Genomic DNA, 21925 nt, shown 5'->3' on the forward strand with positions numbered 1-21925 from the left:
ACCCGGAGGACCACGCCATGTCGGCCGCAGCCTTTACTGGTACCAGTGTCATGGACATCGACGCCGCGAAGGTTCGCGGCGCCGGCTCCAATGTCCATTTCGACAAGGTCAGCGTTGCCTATGGCGCGCATGTCGTCCTGCATCCGCTGACCCTGGATATCGCACCTGGCGAGATCCTGGCGATGATCGGCCCATCCGGCTCCGGCAAGACGACGGCCTTGCGCGCCGTGGCCGGCTTCGTGCGACCCGCCAGCGGGCGGATCCGCATCGGCGCCACCGATGTGACCGATCTGCCGCCCTACGAGCGCGGCCTCGGCATGGTGGTGCAGAACTACGCGCTGTTTCCACATATGCGGGTCGAGGACAACGTTGCCTTCGGCCTCAGAGCACAGGGCGCCGACAAGGCGCTGATCGGCGAGCGGATCAAGGATGCGCTGGGCACTGTCGGCATGTCGGCCTATGCCCGGCGCTATCCGCGCGAGCTTTCGGGCGGCCAGCAGCAGCGCGTGGCGATTGCGCGTGCCTTGGCCGTGCGGCCGCGTGTGCTCCTGCTCGACGAGCCGCTCTCGGCGCTCGACGCCCAGATCCGCCGCAACATGGTCGAGGAGATTGCCCGGCTGCACCGCAGCCTGCCCGGCCTGACGATCCTCTATGTCACCCACGACCAGACCGAGGCGCTGACGCTTGCCGACAAGATCGCCATCATGCGCGACGGCAGGGTCTGTTCGCATGGACCGACGACCGAACTCTACCGCCGCCCGCCAAACCGTTTTACGGCCGAGTTCCTCGGCCGCGCCAATCTTCTTCCGGTAACGGTTGCCGAGGCCGTCGGGTCGAAGGGCTTTGCCACGGCAAGGCATGGTGACGCGCTGCTGACCGGCGCCGGCCGCAACGAGAAGGCCGGCGACAAGAGCCTGCTCTGTATCAGGCCGCAGCATCTCAGCCTGACCGCCGACAGCGACCATACCAACCGCATCGTGGGCACGCTCCAGGAAGTGCACTGGCAGGGCGAACTGACCCATCTCGTGCTCGACGTCGACGGCACGCCGGTGCGTGTCTCGGCGACCAGGCTGCCGATCGCCTTGCCCGAACCCGGCGCCAAGGTGCCGCTGTTCTTCGCGCCCGCCGACACCTCGCTTCTCCCGGAAGACGCCGGTGTCTGAGGCGGTCGCCATCCCTGCGCCGGCGATGAAGCTCTCGTCGGGTAAATTGTGGATAGTGCCACCGGCGGCCCTGCTGGCGCTGCTGTTCTTCTATCCGTTGGCACTGATTGCCCGCCAGGCCTTCCTCGACGACAGTGGCGTCGCCAATGTCGCCGAAGTCATCCGCGTGCTGCATTCGCGCTTCTTCCTCAACGCGCTGATCAACACGGTGTCGATCTCGGTCGCGGCGACAGCCGGATGCCTGGTCGTCGGCCTCGTGCTGGCGCTGATTCTGGCCTTCGTGCCGTTCCCCGGCAGCGGCTTCATCGCCCGGCTGATCGATACCTTCATCGCGCTGCCGACATTCCTGGTGACGCTTGCCTTCACCTTCCTCTATGGCTCCGCCGGCATGCTCAATGCCGGGCTGATGGAGACCTTTTCGCTGCCGCTGCCGCCCGTCGATTTCCTCTATTCCGCGTGGGGTGTGATCCTGGCCGAGGTCACTGTCTACACACCCTTCATCCTGCGGCCGCTGCTCGCCGCCTTTTCGCTGGTCGACCGAGGCCAGATCGAAGCGGCGAGCGTGCTCGGCGCGCGGCCGTTTCGCATCGTTCGCCAGGTCATCCTGCCGGCGGCAATCCCCGCACTCATCGCCGGCGGCAGCCTGTGCCTGCTGTTGACTGTCAACGAATTCGGCATCGTGCTGTTCATCGGCGCCAAGGGCGTCATCACCCTGCCGCTGCTGATCTACGGCAAGGCGATCCAGGAATCGGCCTATCAGGTCGCCTGTATCATCGCCGTCGTCAACATCGCGCTGTCGCTCGGCCTGTTCGGCCTCTACCGTTTCGCCGCCGGCCGGTTGGGAGCTTAGCCCATGCTGGTCTGGTCACGCTCCGGTCGTCTTGTCCTGTGGGTGCTCTTCGCACTGATCTTCGGCGTGCTGTTCCTGGCGCCGCTCGCGGTCATCCTCCTGTCCAGCCTCGCCGACCAGTGGAACGGCGTGCTGCCCAACGGCCTGACGACGGAGCACTACACTGATGTCATTTCCGGTGCCGCCGGCAGAGCGGTCAAGGCCAGCCTGGTCACGGGCTTCCTGGCCAGCGCGCTGGCGCTGGTCAGCGGCACCTGGGCGGCCCTGTCGCTGCGCCTCCAGGGCCATGCCTTGCGGCGGCTGCTCGGCCTTTTGTTCTTCATCCCAAGCGCGGTCCCTTCGGTGTCTGTCGGCCTTGGCCTGCTGGTTGCCTTCAGCCATCCGCCGCTGCTGCTCAACGGCACGATCGCGATCGTCATGATCGCGCATTTCGTGCTGATCTCGGCTTTCACCTTCGGCAATGTCTCGGCTGGACTGGCGCGGCTGTCGCCCGACTTCGAGCAGGTGGCATCGAGCCTCGGCGCTCGCCCGGCCTACCGGCTTTGGCACGTCACACTGCCCTTGCTCGCACCCTATCTGGTCGCCGCCTTCGGTCTCAGTTTCGCGCTGTCGATGGGGGAACTCGGCGCCACCGTCATGGTCTACCCGCCGGGTTGGGTGACGCTGCCGGTCTCGATCTTCAGCCTTACCGATCGCGGCGACATCTTTGCCGGCGCGGCACTGACAATGATCCTGGTCGTGGCGACGCTGGTTCTCTTGCTCGGGCTGGAGCGCATTACCAAGCGCGCTACCGGCTCGTAGGACTTTCCCGAGTCTCAGCCCTGCGCCGGCCTGCGTTCGACGATGTAGATGTGGTCTGCCGCCAGCACCACGTCGCCGCGCTGGTTGATCACCTCGCACCGCTCGATCACCCGTCCTGAACCCGGCCGCTTGGGATCGTCTTCCTTGACCGCGATGGTGGTGCGCGTGCGGATTGTGTCGCCGATGAACACCGGCTTGATGAAGCGCAGCCGGTCGTAGCCGTAGGAAAAGGCGACAGGGTTAACGACGCTCGCGGTCAGCCCGATGCCGACGGAGAACACCAGCGTGCCATGCGCGATGCGCTGGCCGAATGGCGTCGTCTTCATGTACTCGGCGTCCATGTGGTGCGGAAAGAAATCGCCGGTGTGGCCGGCATGGACGATGAAGTCGGTCTCGGTGATGGTGCGGCCGCTTGTTAGGCGCGACGCGCCAATCTCGTAATCCTCGAAATACTTGATCTGTTCCATCAGGGTCTTTCCGCAATCGGCGTCGCCGGTGCCGCGCTCGACTGATACGCCGCCTCGACCAGCGCCATAGTGCTCCAGGCATCTTCGACGGGGCTTATCAGCGTATCATCTTCTCCGGTCGCAAAGCGCTGGACATTGGCCATGCGGCCGACGAAGGCATCGGGAAACCACTCGCCGGCCAAAGGCACGGCGATCCAGCCCGTTCCGCCCTTCGGATAGATCTCCAATACATCCGGTTCGCCCTGGGGATAATCGAGGTTGAGACCCAGCTTGAGATAGGCGGCACCCTCTGTGCCGCAGATGCGGAACTCGCAGGCCTGATGCCGGCGACCGAATTTGTGGTCGTGGTTGATCGACAGCGCGCAACGCACGGTGTCGCCATAGTCGAGAATGGCGCTGGTGCGCGTCTGCGCCACCTTATGGTTGGGATGGCCGAGTGTCTTGGCGTGCACGCCTCTGGGGTCGCCGAGCAACTGCCGGATCAGGTCGAGATAGTGGATCGAATGCATGGCGATCTCGACGCGCGGCGCCTTGAGCAGGAATTCCCAAAGCTCCCATGGTGTCGCCAGCGCCAGCCAGGCGTCGAAGTCGACGATCTCGCCGAGCCAGCCCTTGCCGATGGCATCCTTCAGCGCCAGCATCATTGGCGCGAAGCGCAATTGGAAGTTCACCGCCGCGTGCAGCCTCCTGGCGCGGCAGATTTCGAGGATCGCGGTCGCCTCGGCAAGATTGCTGCCCATCGGCTTCTGGATCAGCGCCACCGCGCCGTCAGGCAAGGACTTCAGCACATCGGCATGATGCGACGGCGGGGTGGCAAGGTCGAAGATCGCGCCCTCGACAGCAGTCGCTTCTTCGACCGAGCCAAAGGCCGTCACGCCCCATTGGCTGGCCAGCTTTTCAGCCCTGGCATGATCAGGATCATAAAGCCCGGCAACCGGAAAGCCGGCCTTCCGGTAGGCTGGGAAATGCGCGTCGCCGACGATCGATCCCGCGCCGAAGGTGACGATCGGCCGGGGTTTTGAGGGTTTTGGCCAGGATTGAACGAGCAAGGCAGGGTCGAAGCCGCCTTCAGTCATGATGGAAGACCTCATCCATCTCGGCCCACCACTCGCCCTCCTTGCGGGTCGCCAGCGGCTCCTGGCATGGCATGCAGACGGCCCACCATTCCTGCGTCTTCGGGTCGGCCGCCATCTTGGCCATGTCGGCGGCATAGTCGGTGCCGTGGTATTCAAAATAGGAAAACAGCAGGTTCTCCGGCCGCTTCAGGTAGATCGAATAATTCTTGATATTGCAGGCCGAGATCATGGTCAGCACGCCGGGCCAGACGGCGGCATGGAGGCGGACATACTCCTCGACCTTTTCCGGCTTCAGTCCGAGAATCATCCCCATCCGCTGCATATCAGTCTCCTATTTCGTGATCGCCGTGGTGAATTCGGCGATGCTCATGGCCTTGACCGCGTCCCAGTCCCAATCGATGCCGATTCCCGGTTCGTCGGGCGCCAGCGCCTGGCCATCTTCGATGCGCATGCGCTTGCCGGTCAACTGGTCGAGCTGCGGAATGTACTCGACATATCGGCCGTTCTGAACAGCGCAGGTCAGGCTGACATGCAGTTCCATCAGGAAATGCGGGCAGACCGGAATGTCGAAGGCCTCTGCCGCGTGCGCAATCTTGAGCCAGGGCGTGATGCCGCCGATACGGCCGACATCGACCTGCACGATCGAGCAGGCGCCTTTCTGCATGTACTCGCGAAAATGGCGGAGGGAGTAGAGCGACTCGCCGATGGCGATCGGCGTCGGCGTCGAGTTCGACAATCGCACATGCCCGTCGATGTCGTCTGCCGGCAGCGGTTCCTCGATCCAGGCGAGGTCGAGCTCACGCAGCCTCGCAGCGCGCCGGATCGCTTCGTCGACCGAAAACCCCTGATTGGCGTCGGTCATGATCTCGTAGCCGTCGCCGACCGCCTTGCGCACCGCCGACAGGCGGGCAAGATCCTCCGACCCGTGCGGCCTGCCGATCTTGACTTTCGAGCCGCGAAATCCCTTCGCCTTGGCGGCCAGCGCATCGTCGACCAGCGCCTGCGTCTCGATGTGCAGCCAACCGCCTTCGGTGGTGTAAAGCGGACAACGATCCTTGGCGCCGCCGGCCAGTTTCCACAAAGGCAGGTTTTGCTTCTTGGCCCGCAGATCCCAGAGTGCTGTATCGATGGCGGCGATCGCGATGGCGGTGATGGCACCGATGGTCGTGGCATGGGTGGCGAATTCGAGATCGTGCCAGATCGCCTCGATCATGTCGGGATCGCGGCCGATCAGGCGCGGCACCAGATGGTCCGAGAGCAGCCGCATCACCGACGAACCGCCGGTGCCGATCGTGTAGCTGTAACCGGTGCCGACCGCACCGTCGGAATCGGTGATCGTGACGATCGGCGTTTCCTGGCTGACGAAGCTCTGGATCGCGTCGGTGCGCTTGACCTTGGGCACAAGGTCCACCATGCAAAGGTCGACTTTCTCGATTCTGGCCATGCCGATCAGCTCCGCAATGTCTTTCCGGTCTCAGTGGCAAACAGATGCGCCTGCGACATGTCGAGGCTCATGGCGACCCGCTCGCCCGGCCGCAGTGGCCTCGGGTTCAGCATGCGCGACACCCAGTCCGTGCCGTTGAATTCAACGAACACCAGCGTCTCGTTGCCGAGCGGTTCGGTGACCGTGATCGGCAGCTCGATCTGGTGGACATCGGCCGCGCCACCGGAACTGATGCCATGGCCGGTCGGGTAGATGTCGTCCGGCCGCAGCCCGAACACGACCTTGTCGCCGGTCGCGACATTGGCCTTGAACTGGCCGGGCAGCGGCAGCTTCTCGCCGCTGGCGAAAACCATCTGGCCGTCATCGATCGTCGCCTCGTGCAGATTCATCGGCGGTGAGCCGATGAAGCCGGCGACGAAGCGCGTCGCCGGCCGCCGGAACACCTCGTCGGGCGTGCCGACCTGTTCGATATGACCGTCGCGCATGATGACGATGCGATCGGCAAGCGTCATCGCCTCGACCTGGTCGTGGGTGACGTAGATCACTGTCGACTGCACCTTGGCATGCAGCTTCTTGATCTCGGTGCGCATCTGCGTGCGCAATTTGGCGTCGAGATTGGAAAGCGGTTCGTCGAACAGAAACACATCGGGGTCGCGCACGATGGCGCGGCCCATCGCGACGCGCTGGCGCTGACCGCCGGACAGTTGCGACGGGCGGCGGTCGAGCAACGTGTCGAGGCCGAGGATGGCCGAGGCCTCGGCGACGCGGCGGTCCATGTCTTCTTTGGCGGCGCCGGCGATCTTCAGGGAGAAGCCGAGATTCTCGCGCACCGTCATGTGCGGATAGAGCGCATAGGATTGGAACACCATCGAGATGTTGCGCGAGCGTGGCGGCAAATCGTTGACGATGCGTCCGCCGATCTCGATCGAGCCGGCGCTGATTTCCTCCAGCCCGGCGATCATGCGCAGCGTCGTCGACTTGCCGCAGCCGGACGGGCCGACCAGCGCAATGAACTCGCGGTCGGCAATGTCGAGATCGATGCCGTGCACGATCCCAATAGTGCCGTAGCGCTTGGTCAGCTTGGTGAGGGTAACGGTTGCCATGGGATCAGCCTTTCACCGCGCCGGAGGTCAGGCCGCCGACAAGGTGTTTCTGGACTATGTAGGTGAGGGTGAGCGCCGGGATGATCATCACCACGGCCAGCGCGCACATGCCGCGCCAATCGATGGTGAACTCGGCCGTGTAGTCGAGCAGGCCGACCGGCAGCGTCTTGGCGCTCACCGAGCGGGTCAGCTGCGAGGCCAGCGCGAACTCGTTCCAGCAGGTCAGGAAGGCGAAGATCGCGGCCGACGCAATGCCCGGTCCGGCGAGCGGAAACTCGACCTGCCAGAACGCCTGCCAGCGGGTGCAGCCATCGATCTGCGCTGCTTCCGCGAGGTCCTTGGGCACCTGGCGGAAGAAGCCGTCGATCAGCCAGATGGTGAACGGCACGTTGAGCGCGACATAGGCGAGGATCAGCCCGAAATGGGTGTCGATGATGCCGAGCCGCACATAGAGGAAGAACAGCGGCAGCGAGAGCGCGATGCCCGGCACGGTGCGCGTCAGCATCAGGCCGAGGAAGACGCTCGATTTACCGCGAAAACGATAGCGGGCGAACGCATAGCCGCCTGCCATGCCGATGGCCACCGCAATCACCGTCGAGGTCACCGAGATGATCAGCGAGTTGCGGAAATATTCAATCACCGGGATGCCGCCCTTGCCGATGCCCGAGAACATCGCGACATAGGCGTCGAACGAAATCTCCTGTGGGATCCACACCGGTGGCTTTGCCATGATCTCGACCGTCGGCCGCAGCGACGACAGCACGATCCACAGGCCCGGCAGGCAGATGGTCAGCATCGCCAGGAACAGGCCGATGCGATAGACGATGCCGAGCAGCCGGCGCTTCAGGCGGGCGGAAGAATTCTCGTCCATCTTCACCACTCCGCACCGATCTGCGTGCGCGCCGCGGCGAGCTTGTTGAAGAAGTAGACGGTGAAGGCGATCGACAGCAGGATCGAAAAATAGGCCATGGCGTTGGCCATGCCCATGCGCCCGTCGCTGTAGGCGGTGCGGGCCACCAAGGTCCATAGCAGTTCGGTGCGGCCCGCCGGTCCGCCATCGGTCATGATCTTGACGATGTCATAGGCGCGCGCCACGTCGAGCGAACGGATGGTCATGGCGATGTAGGCGAAGGGCATGACGAATGGCCACGTCACATAGCGGAATGTCTGCCACGGCGTGCAGCCGTCGACCCGCGCCGCCTCGATCGGCTCCTTGGGCATGGCGAGCAGGCCGGCGAGGATCAGGATGGCGAAGATCGCCGTCGACGACCAGATCTCGGCGATCGAGATGGCGATGAAGGCGAGATGGCCCTCGATCAGCCACGGTATGGCGTCTCGCGTGATGCCGAGCGACTGCAGCGCATTGTTCACCAGGCCGATATTGTCGTTGAACATGAACTTGAATTGGAAGCCGACCAGGATCGGCGAGAACATCATCGGAAACATCATCAGCGTGCGCAGGATGCGCTGGCCGCGCGTCGCCTTCTCGACCAGCATGGCGAGGCCGAGCCCGAGCAGCATTTCGAGATTGAGCGCGATGGTCAGCAGCAGAACCGTGCGACCGAAGGCCCACCAGAAGTCGGTGTTGGACAGGATCGAAAGATAGTTCCGGATGCCGATGAAGACGTAGAACGTTTCGGGCCGCGTCAGGCGGAACGGGGTGAAGCTCGAATAGAGCGACAGAAGCAGCGGCACCACCACCACCGCCGCCAGCACGATCATGGCCGGAAGCAGCAGCAGGAATGGCGCGGATGGCTTGAAGCCCTTCATCAGAATCCTTGAGTGTTTGTATTTGGACGGCGGTGCGTTGGCTGGGCGCGAAGGGTTAGCGTAAACCGCTGGCATCCCGCGCAACGCGATCGCCTCCCCCATTGCTGATGGGGGAGGCAACCCTGGGAGCCGTTGCTAGAGCTTGCCGGCGTCCTGGAGGATTTGTGTCGCCTTGGCGGCGGCTTCATCCAGTGCCTGCTTCGAGGTCTTGTCGCCGAGGATCGCCGCCTGCAGCTCGGGATAGACGGCGTTCGAGATCTCGATCCATTCAGGCGTCTGCGGCACGGCGAAGGCGTGCTTGGCCTCTTCCTGGAAAGCGGTAAGAACCTCCTTCTTGTAAGGATCGTTTTCGGCTTGCTTCAGGTCCCAGTCCCAGACCGCGGTGCGGGTCGGCAGCGGACCGGCGGCGGCCTCGAGCTTCTGGCTGTCCTCGTTGGTCAGCCACCAAACCAGGGAAGCCGCGGCCTCCTTGTTCGGGCAGTTCTCGGTCACCGAGAAGCCATGGAAGCCGGACCAGCCGGTGCGCTTGCCGGACGAACCCTTCGGCGCGACTTTGACGCCGACATTGCCGGCGACCTTCGACGACTTCGGATCGTTGAAGAAGCCGGCCCAGCCCGGCCAATCCAGGTTGATGGCGACAGTGCCGGACGCAAAGCCCTGGCCGAGATCGTCCCAGAGATAGTTGGTGGTGCCGGCCGGCACAGCCTTGGCCTTGTAGAGGTTGACGAACCAGTCGAGCGCCCGGATGCCGGCCTCGGAGTTGAAGACCGGCTTGCCGTCCTTGTCGAGATATTCGCCGCCCTCGGCGACGACCATCTCGTAGAAGCGGCCGTTGATCGCCTCTTCCTTACCGGCGAACTGGGTGCCGTAGAAATTGGGCGGGTTGGCGAAGAACTCGGCCTGGTCGGTGACTTCCTTCCAGGTGTCCGGCGGCACCAGGTCATAGCCGTATTTCGCCTTGAACTTGGTCTTGTTGTCGGCGTTCTCGTACAGGCTCTTCTGGTAGTAGAGCGCCGAAACGTCGAACTGCGCACGCGGCAGCATCTCCAGCTTGCCGTCGATGGTTGCCGCCTTGATCGTCGACGGCACGAAGGCGTCGATCTCTTCCTTCGGCAGCAACTTGCTGAGGTCGGTGTAGAGGCCGGTATATTGCGGCGCGAAGGAGGAATGGTTCCAGCCGACGCACCAGTTGGTGCTGCCCGAGGCGATGTCCGACTTGAGCTCCTTGTCGATGTCGAAGCCGTTCTTCTTGGTCAGGATGTTGACCTTGGCGCCAGTCGCCTTCTCCCATTCGGGAATGCGTTCGTAGAGCTTTTCATATTGCTGGCCGCCGATCAGCTTCACGTCGACGGTCACGCCTTCGAACTTGCCGGGCAGGTCGCCGGCAAGAGCAGCGCCTGCACCTGACGCGAGCAACAATGCACCGGCGGAGACGCCGGAAAGCAGTCTGTTCATTGGTATCCTCCCTTGGTGCCGCCTTCGCGGCGACCGCAACTCGTCTGATGACAAGAAGTGCTACATTCATATACAAACAAAACATTCATAGACACGTCAAGGCGAAATTTGTTTCCGCCGCGCACGTTCCTGCGTATATGAAGGGCGAAATTCACTGGAGGATGAGCCCATGGACGACAGTGAAGACGAGCGCTATCGCGCACCGGCGCTCGACAAGGGGCTCGATATCCTTGAACTGCTGGCGGGCGTCGACGGTGGCCTGACCCAGGCCGAAATCGCCAAGAAACTCGACCGCAGTCCCAACGAATTCTATCGCATGCTCGACCGGCTGGTGCGGCGTGGCTACGTCACGCGCCTCGACGGCGACCGCTATTCGCTGACGCTCAAGCTGTTCGGCCTGGCACAGCTGCACGCGCCGGTACGGCGGCTGGTCTCCTATGCGACGCCGCTGATGCGTGAGCTTGCCGAGACATCGCAGCAGGCCAACCAACTCGTTGTTTTTGATCGTGGTTCTGCCGTCGTCATCGGTCAGCAGGAAGCACCGAACTACTGGGGCATATCGATCCGGGTCGGCTCCCATATCAGTCTATTCGATACCGGCTCGGGACATGTGCTGCTCGCCTTCCGCTCACCGGAAGAGCGCCAGATGATGATTTCCGAACACGTCCGCAGCACCGACAAGACGGCGCAATCGAGCGAGTTCTTCACCCGTCTCGACCAGATCCGCGACCGTGGCTACGAGATGATGGCTTCGATGCAGACAGCCGGCGTCTTCAACCTGTCGGCCCCGGTGCGCAGTTCCGACGGCAAGGCGATCGCCGCGCTGTCGATTCCCTACATCACGGTGGTCAACGCGCCTTCCGCACCCGATATCACCAGGACAATCGAACTGTTGCTGGCAACGTGTGAAAAGCTGTCGCACCTTGCTGGATCAGCAGTCGGCTCATCGGTGTGAATTCTTATTTGAATGAAGAATTCTTTCGTGAGATGATTTGAAAAGCCAGAGGGAGGAGCCTCGCCATGATCATCGACACCCATCTTCACCTCATCGATCGCTCGGCCCTGCGCTATCCCTGGCTCGCCGACGTGCCGGCGCTCAACCGCGATTTCTCTTATGAAGACTACGCGACGGAGGCGCAGCGTGTCGGCGTCGAGCGCGTGCTGCATATGGAGGTCGATGTCGATCCGGCCGACATCGAAGCCGAGACGGCTCGTGTGGAAGGACTGTCACGGCAGCCCGGCAGCATGCTGGCCGGGGTGATCGCGTCCTGCCGTCCTGAGGAAGGAGACTTCGCGGCCTATCTCGAACGGCAGCGGGCAAACCCGTTCGTAAGGGGCTTTCGCCGCGTCCTTCATGTCGCGCCCGACGAGCTCTCGGAAGGTGCGGTGTTCCGCGACAGCATCAAGCGGCTTGGCGGCACCGGCCTGACCTTCGATCTCGTCGTGCTGCCGCACCAGATTCCCAAGGCTATCGTGCTTGCCGACCTGGCACCCGATGTGACGTTCGTCCTCGACCATTGCGGCGTGCCCGACATCAAGGGCAACAGGGAACATCCATGGCGCGAGCATATGAGCGAGATCGCCCGGCGCCCGAATGTCATGGCCAAGATTTCCGGTGTCGTCGCCTATGCCGATGCCGGCAGCTGGACGGTCGAGACGTTGCGGCCGTACGTCGAGCACACCATCAATTCATTCGGCTGGGACCGCGTCGTCTGGGGCAGCGACTGGCCGGTCTGCACGCTAGGCGGCGGCCTGTCGACCTGGGTGGCGGCGACCCATGCATTGCTCTCGGGCTGCAGCATTGCCGAGCGCGACAGGCTGTTGTCCGGCAATGCCCGCAAGCTGTGGCGGCTCGACTGACAGGTCCTTTCAGATGGTTGCCGAGACGTGCCGTTCGCGGCCATAGAGCGAAACCAGCAGCACGATGACGAAGCCGAGCGCGGCCTGCACTGCCGCGGGCTGGAAGCCGAGGCCGATGAGCAGCGTGTTGATCTCGGTCAGCACCAGCACGCCGGCGATCGTGCCGAGATAGCTGCCCCGGCCGCCGACCAGTGCTGCGCCGCCGACGACGACCGCTGCGATGGTCTGGAACAGATAGGGCTGGCCGACATCGCCATAGGCCGAGCCGGTGAAGCCGAGCAGCAGCACGCCCGCGACAGCGGCGAAGAAGGCGCTTGCTGCATAGGTGATGACCCACATGCGAACCGGATCGATCAGCGCCAGCGGCGCCGCTCCCGGATTGCTGCCCAACGCATAGAGCCGGCGGCCATAGGGCGTCCGCTCCAGCACTAGCACGACCAGCGCCGCCAGCACGACCAGGCTTGGCACCAGCCACGGCACCGGCAGCGGGCCGGCCGATCCGCCGATCGAGACGAAGCTGGAAACCGCTTGTGGCGCGGAGCCTGACGGGAAGCCGGCTGTCCACAGCAGCACCAGCCCTTGCACGACCATGCCGATGCCGAGCGTGACGATGAGCGGCTGGATGTCGAGGCTGCGCGAGATCAGCCCGTTCAGCCCGCCGATGACGAGCGCCAGCGCGCCGACCAGGCCGCAGACGAGAAAAAAGTTCCAGCCATCGCCATAAAGCTGCGCCGCCACGACATTGGCAAAGCCGATGACGAAGGGGATCGAAAGGTCAATGCCGCCCATGATGACGACCAGCGTCTGGCCGATCGAGGCCACGGCGAGCAGCGAGGCGAGCACCAGCATGGCCCGTATCGCAAACGGCGCCGAGTAGCCGGGAATGAGAATTGTGCCGGCAAGGTGCAGAAGGGCGGCGACGCAGAAGGCGCCGACGACACGGGCGTTGGTTGTCGCGAAGAGGTTTTGGCGCAAAACCATGTCAGCGTCTCCCCATGGCAAGACGTTCCTGCAGCGCTGTCAGCATCACCGCCAGCACCAGGATCGCGCCGTAGGCGATCTGCAGCACGAAGGTCGAGACGTTGAACGTCGTCAGCACGCTCTGCAGCAGGAAGATGTCGATGGCGCCGATGGCGGCACCCGCCACGCCACCACGGCCGCCGGCCAGGCTGACGCCGCCAAGTGCTACGGCGGCGATGGCGATCAGTGTGTAGGTCGGCCCGATATTGGGATCAGCCGAGCCGATCAGCGCGGTCAGCATCAGCCCGGCGCATCCGCCGAGGATGCCGGTCATGACATAGGCGATGAAGCGCACGCGCGTGACATCGACACCGGCGGTGTAGGCGGCGCGGTCGTCGCTGCCGACCGCCATAAGCTGGTCGTAGTATGGTGTGCGCCGCACCAGCCACCAGGCGACGAGCATCGCCGCCAGCGGCAGCATCGACAGCGAACCGGACAGCGCCTTGAGCCAGGCCGGCGCTGGGCCGATGGGCGCCGGCAGGATTGTCAGCGTCACGCCGGTCAGGATCAGATAGGTGCCGAGCGTGGCGACGATCGGCTGAATGCGCACGATTGTCGCCAGGAAGCCGTTCGCCGCGCCCACCAGCGCGCCGACGAGCAACGCCGCCGGAACGAGCACCAAGGGCGACGAGATGCCGGTGCCGAGGAACAGCACCTGGATCGTCAAAGCGTTGACAAAGCCCATCAATGGCCCGACCGAGATGTCGATTCCGCCACGCCCGGCGAGGATGACAGGCGTTGAGGCGATGGCAGCACCGATCAAGGGCGCCGCCAATCCGACCAGCGCCCCCCAGGAACCCGGCTGGAACCGTCCCGGGCTGAGGATGAGATTGACCGCAAGCAGCACGACCAGCAGCACGACGGCGAAGCCGAAATTTCGCCCAAGGGACAGGAGGCGCGCAACAGGGCTCATGCCGCACGTCCGAACATGGCTGATATCACGCCGTCGGTGGTGAGGGCGTTGCCGGCGATCTCGGCCGCGACTTCATTCTCACGGAACACCAGCACGCGCTGGCACAGGAGAAGAATCTCCTCGATTTCGCTGGACAGGATGACGAGCCCCATGCCGTCGGCCGCCAGCCCGCGAAACACGTCGTAGAGAACATGCCGCGTCGCCACGTCGACGCCACGCGTCGGATCGTTGAGGAGCAGGATCGCGGGCTCCAGCGCCAAGGCCCGCGCCAGCAGCACCTTCTGCTGGTTGCCGCCCGACAAAGTGGTGATCGGCGCATCGGGCCGGGGTGCGGCGATTGACAGTTTTTCGCGGTAGATGTCGTAGCGCGCCTTGCGCGCCGCCGGGCTGATCAGGCCGAGCCGTGTGTCGCGCGACAGAGTCGAAACGGCGAAGTTGTCGAGCACCGACTGCGTCGGGAAAATGCCGTTGGCGCGTCGGTCGCGCGGCAAATAGGCGATGCCGCTGGCGACAGCCTTGCGAAACCCGGTGATCTTACGGGACGCATCCGATGCACCGAGTTCGATCGAGCCGCCATGCGGCGGTTCCAGGCCAGCAAGCATCTTGAGAAACAGCTCCTGGCCATGACCATCGAGGCCGGCAAGCCCGACGATCTCACCCGGAGCGATTGCCTGCGTGATCGGGCTGGCGCCGGGCGCGATGACGAGTTCGCGAACGGCAAGACCACCAAAATCGAGAGCGGTGCGATCAGCCATGCGCAAGCTCCGCGGCGGTACGTGGCGCCATTGTCTTGAGAAGCTCAGCCGGCGTCGAAGCGCCGCGCTCTTCGGTGCGCACCACGCTGCCGCCCCGCAGGATCGAGATGCGATCCGAAAGCGACATCACCTCGTCCATGCGGTGGGTGATGAACAGGATCAGGCAGCCCTCGCCGGCAAGCGCACGCATCAACGAAAAAACGGATTCGCGATCGGCGAAGTCGAGCGCGGCGGTGACCTCGTCGAGGATCAGGATCTTTGGGTTGCGCACGATCGCGCGAGCAAGGACGACCAATTGCTGCGCGGCGAGCGGCAGCAGGCCGGCTGGCATGTCGAGAGGGACGTCGGTGACCGCGAAGCGCTTAAGCGCAGCTTTCGCCCGGTCACGGCGCTCGTTGCGGGGCACAGCGCGCCGGACCAGCCCGTCGAGGCCGAGCAGGATGTTGTCGGTCACGCTGCGATCCGGCGCGATCAGCACCTCCTGGAACACCGTGGCGAAGCCTTGCGCCTGGAAGGCCGAGGGGTTGGCGCCCGAGAACGGCTTGCCGTGCAGGAGGATCGCGCCGCTGTCCGGCTGGACGATGCCGGACAACAGCTTGACCATCGTGCTCTTGCCCGAACCGTTCTCGCCCAGGATGGTGTGGATGGTTCCCGCCCGAAACGCGATCGATGCGTCCGCGAGCGCGATCGTCTCGCCATAGCGTTTGGATATGGTTTTGACTTCAAGCATGTCGCATTTCGATGCTGGCAGGCCGGCTCCCCGAAAGGAGCCGGCCTGTTGAGAGATTAGCAGGCGTCACTTTGCACAGGCATCGGGCACCTTCGAATAGTCCCAGCCCTTGGTTGGCGCCGGGTTCGAGAAATAGGCGTCGAGCCATTCCTCCGGCATCGGATCTTTCGGCGGGATCGGGAAGATAGACACGGCGTCCGTCGTCATGCAGTCCTTGTACCAGGCACCGAGATCGGCGGTGTGGACAGGCGGGATCGGGATCAGCAGCGTGTTCAGCTTCGGCTTCTGCCCGTCGAGCATGCGCTCGCCGACGCGGAACAGCGTCTGCGCGGTCCAGTGCGGCAGCACCGCATGGCCTTCGAAGCGGTACTTGTCGGGGTTGGCCTTCCAGTAGCCCAGCGCATCGCCGGTGATCGAGCCGGTGATCAATGGTGCGGGCCGGCCGGCTTCTGCGAAGGCTTCGGCGACGACGCGGCTTTCGCTGCCTGTCGTCCACACTGCATCGATCGGCGCCGGGTTGGTGGCGATCGCCTGCAGCACCACGGTCTTGGTGACGTTGGCTGTCCAGTTGCCATTGACATTGCGCGAGATCTTCAGCTTCGGATTTTCAGTCAGCGCCTTGTCCGCGCCCTGGCGCTCCTGCACCACGATCGGGTGTCCGGCGATGCCTTCGACCAGAAGGATGCTGGCGCCGTCCGGCTGCGCCTTGCCGATCGCCGCCATCATGTCGTAGCCCCAGCGCGCATAGTTGGAATCGACATTGATGGCGTTCGGGCTGGTCACCGAACCGGCAGCGGTGATGAACGGAATGCCGGCTTTGGCGGCAGCGTCGACCGCATCATCGAGTGCCGTCGCCGAGCCCGGGATCGAGGTGATGATCGAGCACTTCTTGTCGATGAAGGCGCGGATCTGGTTGATCTGCTGGCTGGCGTCGTTGTTGGAATCAGACACCTCGAAGCTGGACACCGTTCCGTCGGCGATCAGCCCGTCGACGAGACGCTTCAATTCCTTGGTCACCGTGACCCGCCACGGATTGCCCTGGTAGGATTCCGAGTGGCACCATTTCCACGGTTTCGGCGGCGCTGTGAAATTGTCCCAGGCCGAAGGCAGCACCTTCTGCGGCGCGCCGTCATATTGCGCCTTAAGTTCGGTTGGCAGCCCGCCGATGACGCCTTGCACATCCTGCGCAAAGGCGGTCGTTGCAAGCGAGGCAAGCGCGGTTGCGGCCAGCAGGCCGCGGATCATTCCTGTCATCTCGTTCTCCTCCGTTCGGTTTGGTTCAGGCTCCTCCACCGGCAGCGCCGGACACCTGCACCGGGGAACTCTCCCGAAACAGGCGATTGAGATCGGCAACAACCTGTCGGGCTTGATGCCGGGAGGTCATGCCGGAAAGGATGCGTTCGGATGCTGCTTGCTGGAAAGTCATGTAGCCGTCGTGGCGCGGCCGCACCCATGCACCCTCCAGCGTCGCGCGCGTATCCCGATAGAAGTCGCCGGTCGCTTCATTGACAGCCTGGTCCTCCCAGGCCGCTGCATGGCCGGGCTGGCCGCCGGCGGCGGCATAGGCGCCACGCTGGACATCGCCGCTCGCGACCCAATAGGCGAAGTCGATCGCGGCATCCCTGGCTTTGGAAAAGGCTGATACGGCTATGCCGGTGCCGCCAAGCGCCGAACCGACCGGGCCGCCGGAACCGATGACCGGAACATCGGCAAAGGCCAGCCGGTTCGCCCGAAAGCCAGCCGTCGCATAGGAAACGTAACCATAGATCAGTGGCGCGCAGACGAACCTGGAACCGGCCTCCGCCATACGTTCGGAGACGGCAATCGGGTCCATCTCGAAACACGCGGGATCGACCAGCGCTGCGATCTCGCGCATTGCCTCGAAGACTTGGCTACCGATCTCCACATCGATCAGATCGTGGGACGGATCGGTCGTGCAGGCATGCCCGAGATTGCCGGCAAGCGTGTAGAACACCATCAACACGTGAGGCGGCCGCAGCGGCAGCAGCACGCGGCCTTGCCGGGCGAGATCGAGCACCTCGCTCCAGCGCGCCGGCGGCGCCGCGAGCGCATCCGGACGCCATGCCTGGACCTGGGTTGCCGCATCGATCGGGAAAGCCCATTGCCGTCCTTGCCAGTTGTAGCTCGGATAGGACTGGCCGATGCTGCCTGAGGCAAGGGCCGTGCGTTCCGCCTCGCGTCCGGCGACATCCAGCGGCTCCAGGCAGCCTTCGGCCGTGATCTGGCCGACATGCGGATGGTCGATGACGATGAGGTCATAGGCGCGCGCCAGTTCTTCGACCGGGAAGGATTCGAAGTCCTGCAGCGAGCGCTTGTCCCATTCGATGGCAATACCGGTCTTCTGCTGCCACAGCGCCGAGCAGGCGACCATCGGATCATAGCCACGCGGATGGCTCCAGGTCATGCCTTTGAGCTTGGGCGAACTCACAGGCCGAACTCCGCGCGGATGGCGGCACTGTGCTCGCCGATGCGGGGCGCCGCCCGATCGGCCTTGGCTCTTATGCCATCGACCCGGAGCGGCGAACTCGTGGTGAGGATCGACACATCGTCCTCGCGCGTCACCGTCTGCAGCATATCGAGCGACTGGAACCCCTCGTTTGCCAGCATCTCGGGCCAGGTCAGCACTTTGGCGCACCAGATGTCGGCCGGCTCGAGGATATCAAGCCACTCGTCGATCGTCTTGGTGGCGATCCGCTGTGCGATGATCGCCTTGATGTCGTCGCGCGCGGTGAACCACGACGCAGGCTTGTCGCGATAGGGTGCGAGTTCGCTGAGCGACAGGAGATCGGCCAGCTTGGGAATCGGCGTCATGGCGATGGCGAGATATCCGTCCTTGGCCGGGTAAACACCGTAAGGCGCCGACAGATAGGCATGCGCGCTGCGGAAGCTGGAGCGCCTGGGCAGCCGGCGGCCGTCATTGAGATGCGTCGTCAGCACCTCGAACTGGAAATCGACCAGCGCTTCCAGGAGACTGGTTTCGATATGGCTGCCCTGGCCGGTGATGCCGCGCCGCACGAGTGCGGCCAGAATGCCCTGCGCGCAGGCGGCACCGGCCAGCATGTCGCCGATGGCAAGACCGAACGGCACCGGCCCTTGGTCCTCATCGCCGTTTAGCCACATCACGCCGGAGCGCGCCTGCGCCAGCAGGTCTTGGCCGGGTCTCTTGACCCATGGTCCGTCTTCGCCATAGCCGCTGATCGAGGCATAGACCAGCCGCGGATTGATCTTGCGGACCGCCTCATAGTCCAAGCCGAGCCGCTCGATGACGCCCGGCCGGAAATTCTGGATCAGCACATCGGCCTTGGCCAGAAGGCCGCGCAACGCCTCGAGATCGGCCTCGTTCTTGAGGTCGATGGCAAGACTTTCCTTGGCCCGGTTGATGGCATGAAAGATGGTGGAATCGCCGCCGATCTCGGTGTCGCTGAGATAGAGCCGGCGCGACAGGTCGCCGCCATCCGGACGCTCGATCTTGATGACGCGGGCGCCGAGATCGAGCAGCCTGAGTGAGCAATAGGGCCCGGACAGGAACTGGCTCATGTCGACGACGACGAGACCGGCGAGCGGCAATTCGGCTGCTGCCGGCATGCTATTTCTCCGTCTTGCCGACGAAGTCGGCCGGGTTGCGGTACTTCACCGTCTGCAGATGCTCGCAATAGAGAACCAACTCGCCTTCGCCCTTGAACACCTCATAGCTGGCGCGGATCAGCCCCATTTCCTTGTAGCGGGGCTTCTTGTCGAGGTTGGAGCGGATCGAATAGATCGTGTCGCCAATGAAGACGGGTTTTATGAAGCGGAGCTTGTCGTAGCCATAGGAGAAGGCATTGACGCAGTTGGTGGCGACCAGCCCCAGGCCAGCCGAAAAGACAAAGGCGCCGGCGATCAGCCGCTTGCCGAAAATGCCTTCGTTCTCGGCAAACATCTGGTCCTGCACATAGGGGTGGATGTCGAGCACCAGCGTGTTGAACAAATGGCTGTCGCCTTCGGCCATTGTGCGCCGCAACGAGCGGATCTTCTGGCCGACGGGCCAGTCCTCGTAGAACCAGTTCTCGGCGTTCCACACCGGCAGCGCGGCGTGATCCGCCGGCATGTTCTTGGGATGCGTCGAGGCGACACCGACGGTAGGTGCGAAATCGTTCATGGTCGGCACCGCCAGACCTGCATGGGGCACGTCACAGCTATCGGAAAACGCATCAAGGCGTCGAAATGCAAGACGTCTCCTCCCATCAATCTTCTTTTGTAAATAGTATTTTCACATATGGGGTTGCGTTGCAAGCGTGAACAGGCGAAATTTTGGCTGCTCCCGCGCGCCAAAGCGCAGGCGGGTAGGGGAGGAAATCATGCGCGAGAATTGTCTGGTCTTTGTCGGCAGCCTGAACCGCGAGGCGCCGTATTTTCAGGGCGCTCGGGGCGTCGGCCTCAGCGTCTACAGCTTTGACGAGACGACGCTGGAAACACGAAAACTGGCCGAGACCAACGACGTCGACAATCCGACCTTCCTCTCGGTGACACCGGACGGCTCGCGGATCTACGCCAACTCGGAAGTGTTCACCTGGCGCGAGGGCACCGTCTCAGCTTACAGCTTCGATCGAGCTTCGGGGACGCTCATTTATCTGAACAAGCAACCGTCGCTCGGCAGCATAGCCGCCCACAACACCATCACCCGCGACGGGACAAAACTGCTGGTCGCCAATTACGGCATGGGCGAGGGCGGCCCGGATCGCGCGGTGGCTGTCTATGGCTTCGAAGAGAACGGCGCCTTGTCGGCGCCGCTTGCCAGCGTTTCGCATGAGGGCAGCGGCCCGAATGTGGCGCGGCAGGAACGCTCGCATGCGCACAGCGTCACCGAAACCATCGGCGGGGGAACAGCCATCGTCGCCGACCTCGGCATCGACCGGCTGGTGTCTTACCGGATCGAGCGCGAGGGCAATCTGGCCAAGCTAACCGAATCCGCTTTGCCATCCGGCGCCGGTCCACGCCACCTCGCACTGCATCCGAACGGACGCTTCGTCTTCGTCATGAACGAACTGGATTCGACCATCGTGTCGATGACGCTGGACGAAGCCACCGGCAAGCTCTCGATCATCGACGCAAAGCCGGCGGTGCCGGCCGAGGCACGCGACAGCAACCACTGCGCCGATATCCAGATCTCACCGGATGGCCGTTTTGTCTACGGCTCCAACCGCGGCCATGACAGCGTCGTCATCATGGCGGTCGACCAGCAGACAGGGTCGCTCAGCCTCGTCAGCTATATCCCTTGCGGCGGCGCGACCCCGCGTAACCTGGCGCTGACGCCGTCAGGCGGCCATCTGTTTTCCGCCAACCAGAATGGCGACCGCATTTCGATCTTCGCCCGCGACGCCGACAGCGGCATACTGACCGACACCGGGCGCGCCATCGAGGTCGGCACGCCGATGTGCGTCAAGATCGTGCGCTGAACGCCCACAACTGCGAAACCTCGGAAAAATCGCCCGAGGCTCAAGCCTGTTGTATTGCCGAGAGCTTCCAGTTCGATCCATTCTCACGCACGAAAGTCCACAGCTCGGTCGTCTCTGTCGGATGACCATCGTCGCCCGCGACGATTTTGCCGCTGGCCCGTTCGCGCGTCACGTCACGAGATTCGTAGCGCAAGGCGGCCGTGGCGTAGTCGCGCTCATCCTCGCGCCAGCTTTCCGCGATGTCGGCCTGCAGCAAGGTGATATCAGTCACCTCGTTCCTGAGACCTTTCTGGGCATTGTCGGCCAACTCTTCCGACAGATAGGATACCATTTCGGGTGTAACCGCCCGGCGCAGAGCGGCATGGTCTTCGCGCCCGAATGCTTCCTGGACATCGGTCAGCAGCTGCTGGAATGCGTCGAGATCCGTCTGGGCCAGCGTGATCTCCTCGGAGGCGGCGGCCGGAGAGCCTCCACCTGAACCGCCGCCGAAACCGGGAATTGTGAAGGAGCCTGCAGTCTGCTGCCCTGCCGTTGAGCGGTTCTCAAATCGCGAAGCCTGGGCATTGCCGGCACCGGCGAGCGCCGGCGCGGGGCCGCGCGCGGATTGCGAGCGGAAGAACCTGATGGCCAGCATGATCGCGCCACCGATCAGCAAGGCCTGAAGCAGGAAACCGAACATGCCGGCCAGGCCGCCGAAGCCCTGACCCAGAAGCAGGCCGAACAGGCCGCCGAGCAACAGGCCGCGCATCATCGTTCCACCGAAACCGCTCATGAAGCCGGGCCTCTGCAGGCCGGCCTGCGGCTGCCGGGCCGCGTTGTTCACACCGGTGTTGGGCGTCATCGACCGCTCGACCGGAGCGGCCGGTGCTGGGGCCGTCCTGGTCGGCGGTGCCGATTGGAACGTACGCATGCCACGACTGCCGAAACTGCCGCCACGACGGGCCTCGGCATGGTCCATCGCAACCATGGAGAATGCAAGGAACAGTCCTGCAAAGAGGGCTGCAAATCGGCTGGTGCGGGAAATCATCGGAGATGAACCTTTGTCGATGTGGTTTCGGAAGT

The 21925-nt window shown here is 63.8% G+C and carries 23 protein-coding genes; 6 read left to right on the forward strand and 17 right to left on the reverse strand.

Annotation, left to right across the window (positions count from 1 at the left end; genetic code table 11):
* The first annotated feature begins 17 nt into the window (after window positions 1–17).
* Genes P3C39_RS14225 through P3C39_RS14235 form a run of 3 tightly spaced genes read left to right on the forward strand, consistent with a single transcriptional unit; the run spans window position 18 to window position 2814 of the window.
* Entirely contained in the window at window positions 18–1163 is a 1146-nt protein-coding gene (locus P3C39_RS14225) for an ATP-binding cassette domain-containing protein (RefSeq protein ID WP_024502486.1), read from the forward strand.
* Window positions 1156–2013: a 2-aminoethylphosphonate ABC transporter permease subunit gene (locus P3C39_RS14230; protein WP_063167537.1), complete on the forward strand. Its 858-nt coding sequence runs from the start codon at window positions 1156–1158 to the stop codon at window positions 2011–2013. Before P3C39_RS14225 ends, P3C39_RS14230 begins: the two co-directional genes overlap by 8 nt.
* Window positions 2014–2016: 3 nt before the next feature.
* A complete protein-coding gene (locus P3C39_RS14235; RefSeq protein WP_013533032.1) occupies window positions 2017–2814 on the forward strand; it encodes an ABC transporter permease subunit in 798 nt (265 codons plus the stop codon).
* A 14-nt stretch (window positions 2815–2828) separates the two neighbouring features.
* On the opposite strand, the gene P3C39_RS14240 is transcribed toward P3C39_RS14235, so the two are convergent.
* The 8 genes from P3C39_RS14240 to P3C39_RS14275 form a co-directional block, all read right to left on the reverse strand.
* A complete protein-coding gene (locus tag P3C39_RS14240; RefSeq protein ID WP_063167538.1) occupies window positions 2829–3284 on the reverse strand; it encodes a MaoC/PaaZ C-terminal domain-containing protein in 456 nt (151 codons plus the stop codon).
* Entirely contained in the window at window positions 3281–4357 is a 1077-nt protein-coding gene (locus P3C39_RS14245; RefSeq protein ID WP_275953854.1) for a Gfo/Idh/MocA family oxidoreductase, read from the reverse strand. The genes P3C39_RS14240 and P3C39_RS14245 overlap by 4 nt, the downstream gene beginning before the upstream one ends.
* Complete coding sequence (locus P3C39_RS14250) at window positions 4350–4679, reverse strand: L-rhamnose mutarotase (protein WP_127365738.1); 330 nt, start codon at window positions 4677–4679, stop codon at window positions 4350–4352. The genes P3C39_RS14245 and P3C39_RS14250 overlap by 8 nt, the downstream gene beginning before the upstream one ends.
* 9 nt (window positions 4680–4688) lie before the next feature.
* A complete protein-coding gene (locus tag P3C39_RS14255) occupies window positions 4689–5801 on the reverse strand; it encodes a mandelate racemase/muconate lactonizing enzyme family protein (RefSeq protein WP_063167541.1) in 1113 nt (370 codons plus the stop codon).
* 5 nt (window positions 5802–5806) lie between these two features.
* On the reverse strand, window positions 5807–6904 hold the full coding sequence (ugpC, locus tag P3C39_RS14260; RefSeq protein ID WP_013533027.1) for a sn-glycerol-3-phosphate ABC transporter ATP-binding protein UgpC: 1098 nt from the start codon (window positions 6902–6904) through the stop codon (window positions 5807–5809).
* Between the two features lie 4 nt (window positions 6905–6908).
* Complete coding sequence (locus P3C39_RS14265; RefSeq protein WP_063171551.1) at window positions 6909–7775, reverse strand: carbohydrate ABC transporter permease; 867 nt, start codon at window positions 7773–7775, stop codon at window positions 6909–6911.
* A 2-nt stretch (window positions 7776–7777) separates the two neighbouring features.
* Entirely contained in the window at window positions 7778–8674 is an 897-nt protein-coding gene (locus P3C39_RS14270) for a sugar ABC transporter permease (protein WP_013533025.1), read from the reverse strand.
* 135 nt (window positions 8675–8809) lie between these two features.
* Entirely contained in the window at window positions 8810–10129 is a 1320-nt protein-coding gene (locus P3C39_RS14275; protein WP_275953853.1) for a sugar ABC transporter substrate-binding protein, read from the reverse strand.
* A 169-nt stretch (window positions 10130–10298) separates the two neighbouring features.
* Here P3C39_RS14275 and P3C39_RS14280 point away from each other — a divergent pair, with 169 nt between their 5' ends.
* On the forward strand, window positions 10299–11084 hold the full coding sequence (locus P3C39_RS14280; RefSeq protein WP_013533023.1) for an IclR family transcriptional regulator: 786 nt from the start codon (window positions 10299–10301) through the stop codon (window positions 11082–11084).
* A gap of 65 nt (window positions 11085–11149) precedes the next feature.
* Entirely contained in the window at window positions 11150–11989 is an 840-nt protein-coding gene (locus P3C39_RS14285) for an amidohydrolase (RefSeq protein ID WP_013533022.1), read from the forward strand.
* A 9-nt stretch (window positions 11990–11998) separates the two neighbouring features.
* Here P3C39_RS14285 and P3C39_RS14290 read toward each other — a convergent pair whose 3' ends face one another.
* From P3C39_RS14290 to P3C39_RS14325, 8 genes are all read right to left on the reverse strand, one after another.
* Window positions 11999–12970: an ABC transporter permease gene (locus tag P3C39_RS14290; protein ID WP_013533021.1), complete on the reverse strand. Its 972-nt coding sequence runs from the start codon at window positions 12968–12970 to the stop codon at window positions 11999–12001.
* 1 nt (window position 12971) lies between these two features.
* Window positions 12972–13922: an ABC transporter permease gene (locus P3C39_RS14295; protein ID WP_013533020.1), complete on the reverse strand. Its 951-nt coding sequence runs from the start codon at window positions 13920–13922 to the stop codon at window positions 12972–12974.
* Window positions 13919–14677: an ATP-binding cassette domain-containing protein gene (locus P3C39_RS14300; RefSeq protein ID WP_063171555.1), complete on the reverse strand. Its 759-nt coding sequence runs from the start codon at window positions 14675–14677 to the stop codon at window positions 13919–13921. Before P3C39_RS14300 ends, P3C39_RS14295 begins: the two co-directional genes overlap by 4 nt.
* Complete coding sequence (locus tag P3C39_RS14305) at window positions 14670–15407, reverse strand: ATP-binding cassette domain-containing protein (RefSeq protein WP_013533018.1); 738 nt, start codon at window positions 15405–15407, stop codon at window positions 14670–14672. Before P3C39_RS14305 ends, P3C39_RS14300 begins: the two co-directional genes overlap by 8 nt.
* Window positions 15408–15473: 66 nt before the next feature.
* Entirely contained in the window at window positions 15474–16661 is a 1188-nt protein-coding gene (locus P3C39_RS14310) for an ABC transporter substrate-binding protein (RefSeq protein ID WP_275953852.1), read from the reverse strand.
* A gap of 25 nt (window positions 16662–16686) precedes the next feature.
* A complete protein-coding gene (locus P3C39_RS14315; RefSeq protein WP_275953851.1) occupies window positions 16687–17856 on the reverse strand; it encodes an extracellular solute-binding protein in 1170 nt (389 codons plus the stop codon).
* Entirely contained in the window at window positions 17853–19013 is a 1161-nt protein-coding gene (locus tag P3C39_RS14320; protein WP_275953850.1) for a CaiB/BaiF CoA-transferase family protein, read from the reverse strand. Before P3C39_RS14320 ends, P3C39_RS14315 begins: the two co-directional genes overlap by 4 nt.
* A 1-nt stretch (window position 19014) precedes the next feature.
* The gene (locus tag P3C39_RS14325; RefSeq protein WP_275953849.1) at window positions 19015–19566 is read right to left on the reverse strand and encodes a MaoC family dehydratase; all 552 of its coding nucleotides are present in this window, start codon (window positions 19564–19566) and stop codon (window positions 19015–19017) included.
* Window positions 19567–19765: 199 nt separating this feature from the next.
* Here P3C39_RS14325 and P3C39_RS14330 point away from each other — a divergent pair, with 199 nt between their 5' ends.
* Entirely contained in the window at window positions 19766–20863 is a 1098-nt protein-coding gene (locus tag P3C39_RS14330; protein WP_275953848.1) for a lactonase family protein, read from the forward strand.
* Between the two features lie 40 nt (window positions 20864–20903).
* Here P3C39_RS14330 and P3C39_RS14335 read toward each other — a convergent pair whose 3' ends face one another.
* Window positions 20904–21890: a Tim44 domain-containing protein gene (locus tag P3C39_RS14335; RefSeq protein WP_275953847.1), complete on the reverse strand. Its 987-nt coding sequence runs from the start codon at window positions 21888–21890 to the stop codon at window positions 20904–20906.
* Window positions 21891–21925: the final 35 nt, after the last annotated feature.

This window comes from Mesorhizobium sp. XAP4 (genome assembly GCF_029269325.1).
In the GTDB taxonomy this organism is placed as follows: Bacteria; Pseudomonadota; Alphaproteobacteria; order Rhizobiales; family Rhizobiaceae; genus Mesorhizobium; species Mesorhizobium ciceri.

Coding starts and splice junctions, on each gene's coding strand:
- P3C39_RS14225 (WP_024502486.1), top strand. CDS start 18: ATGTCGGCCGCAGCCTTTACTGGTACCAGTGTCATGGACATCGACGCC.
- P3C39_RS14235 (WP_013533032.1), top strand. CDS start 2,017: ATGCTGGTCTGGTCACGCTCCGGTCGTCTTGTCCTGTGGGTGCTCTTC.
- P3C39_RS14245 (WP_275953854.1), bottom strand. CDS start 4,357: ATGACTGAAGGCGGCTTCGACCCTGCCTTGCTCGTTCAATCCTGGCCA.
- P3C39_RS14250 (WP_127365738.1), bottom strand. CDS start 4,679: ATGCAGCGGATGGGGATGATTCTCGGACTGAAGCCGGAAAAGGTCGAG.
- P3C39_RS14255 (WP_063167541.1), bottom strand. CDS start 5,801: ATGGCCAGAATCGAGAAAGTCGACCTTTGCATGGTGGACCTTGTGCCC.
- ugpC (WP_013533027.1), bottom strand. CDS start 6,904: ATGGCAACCGTTACCCTCACCAAGCTGACCAAGCGCTACGGCACTATT.
- P3C39_RS14265 (WP_063171551.1), bottom strand. CDS start 7,775: ATGGACGAGAATTCTTCCGCCCGCCTGAAGCGCCGGCTGCTCGGCATC.
- P3C39_RS14270 (WP_013533025.1), bottom strand. CDS start 8,674: ATGAAGGGCTTCAAGCCATCCGCGCCATTCCTGCTGCTGCTTCCGGCC.
- P3C39_RS14275 (WP_275953853.1), bottom strand. CDS start 10,129: ATGAACAGACTGCTTTCCGGCGTCTCCGCCGGTGCATTGTTGCTCGCG.
- P3C39_RS14280 (WP_013533023.1), top strand. CDS start 10,299: ATGGACGACAGTGAAGACGAGCGCTATCGCGCACCGGCGCTCGACAAG.
- P3C39_RS14285 (WP_013533022.1), top strand. CDS start 11,150: ATGATCATCGACACCCATCTTCACCTCATCGATCGCTCGGCCCTGCGC.
- P3C39_RS14290 (WP_013533021.1), bottom strand. CDS start 12,970: ATGGTTTTGCGCCAAAACCTCTTCGCGACAACCAACGCCCGTGTCGTC.
- P3C39_RS14295 (WP_013533020.1), bottom strand. CDS start 13,922: ATGAGCCCTGTTGCGCGCCTCCTGTCCCTTGGGCGAAATTTCGGCTTC.
- P3C39_RS14300 (WP_063171555.1), bottom strand. CDS start 14,677: ATGGCTGATCGCACCGCTCTCGATTTTGGTGGTCTTGCCGTTCGCGAA.
- P3C39_RS14305 (WP_013533018.1), bottom strand. CDS start 15,407: ATGCTTGAAGTCAAAACCATATCCAAACGCTATGGCGAGACGATCGCG.
- P3C39_RS14310 (WP_275953852.1), bottom strand. CDS start 16,661: ATGACAGGAATGATCCGCGGCCTGCTGGCCGCAACCGCGCTTGCCTCG.
- P3C39_RS14320 (WP_275953850.1), bottom strand. CDS start 19,013: ATGCCGGCAGCAGCCGAATTGCCGCTCGCCGGTCTCGTCGTCGTCGAC.
- P3C39_RS14325 (WP_275953849.1), bottom strand. CDS start 19,566: ATGAACGATTTCGCACCTACCGTCGGTGTCGCCTCGACGCATCCCAAG.
- P3C39_RS14330 (WP_275953848.1), top strand. CDS start 19,766: ATGCGCGAGAATTGTCTGGTCTTTGTCGGCAGCCTGAACCGCGAGGCG.
- P3C39_RS14335 (WP_275953847.1), bottom strand. CDS start 21,890: ATGATTTCCCGCACCAGCCGATTTGCAGCCCTCTTTGCAGGACTGTTC.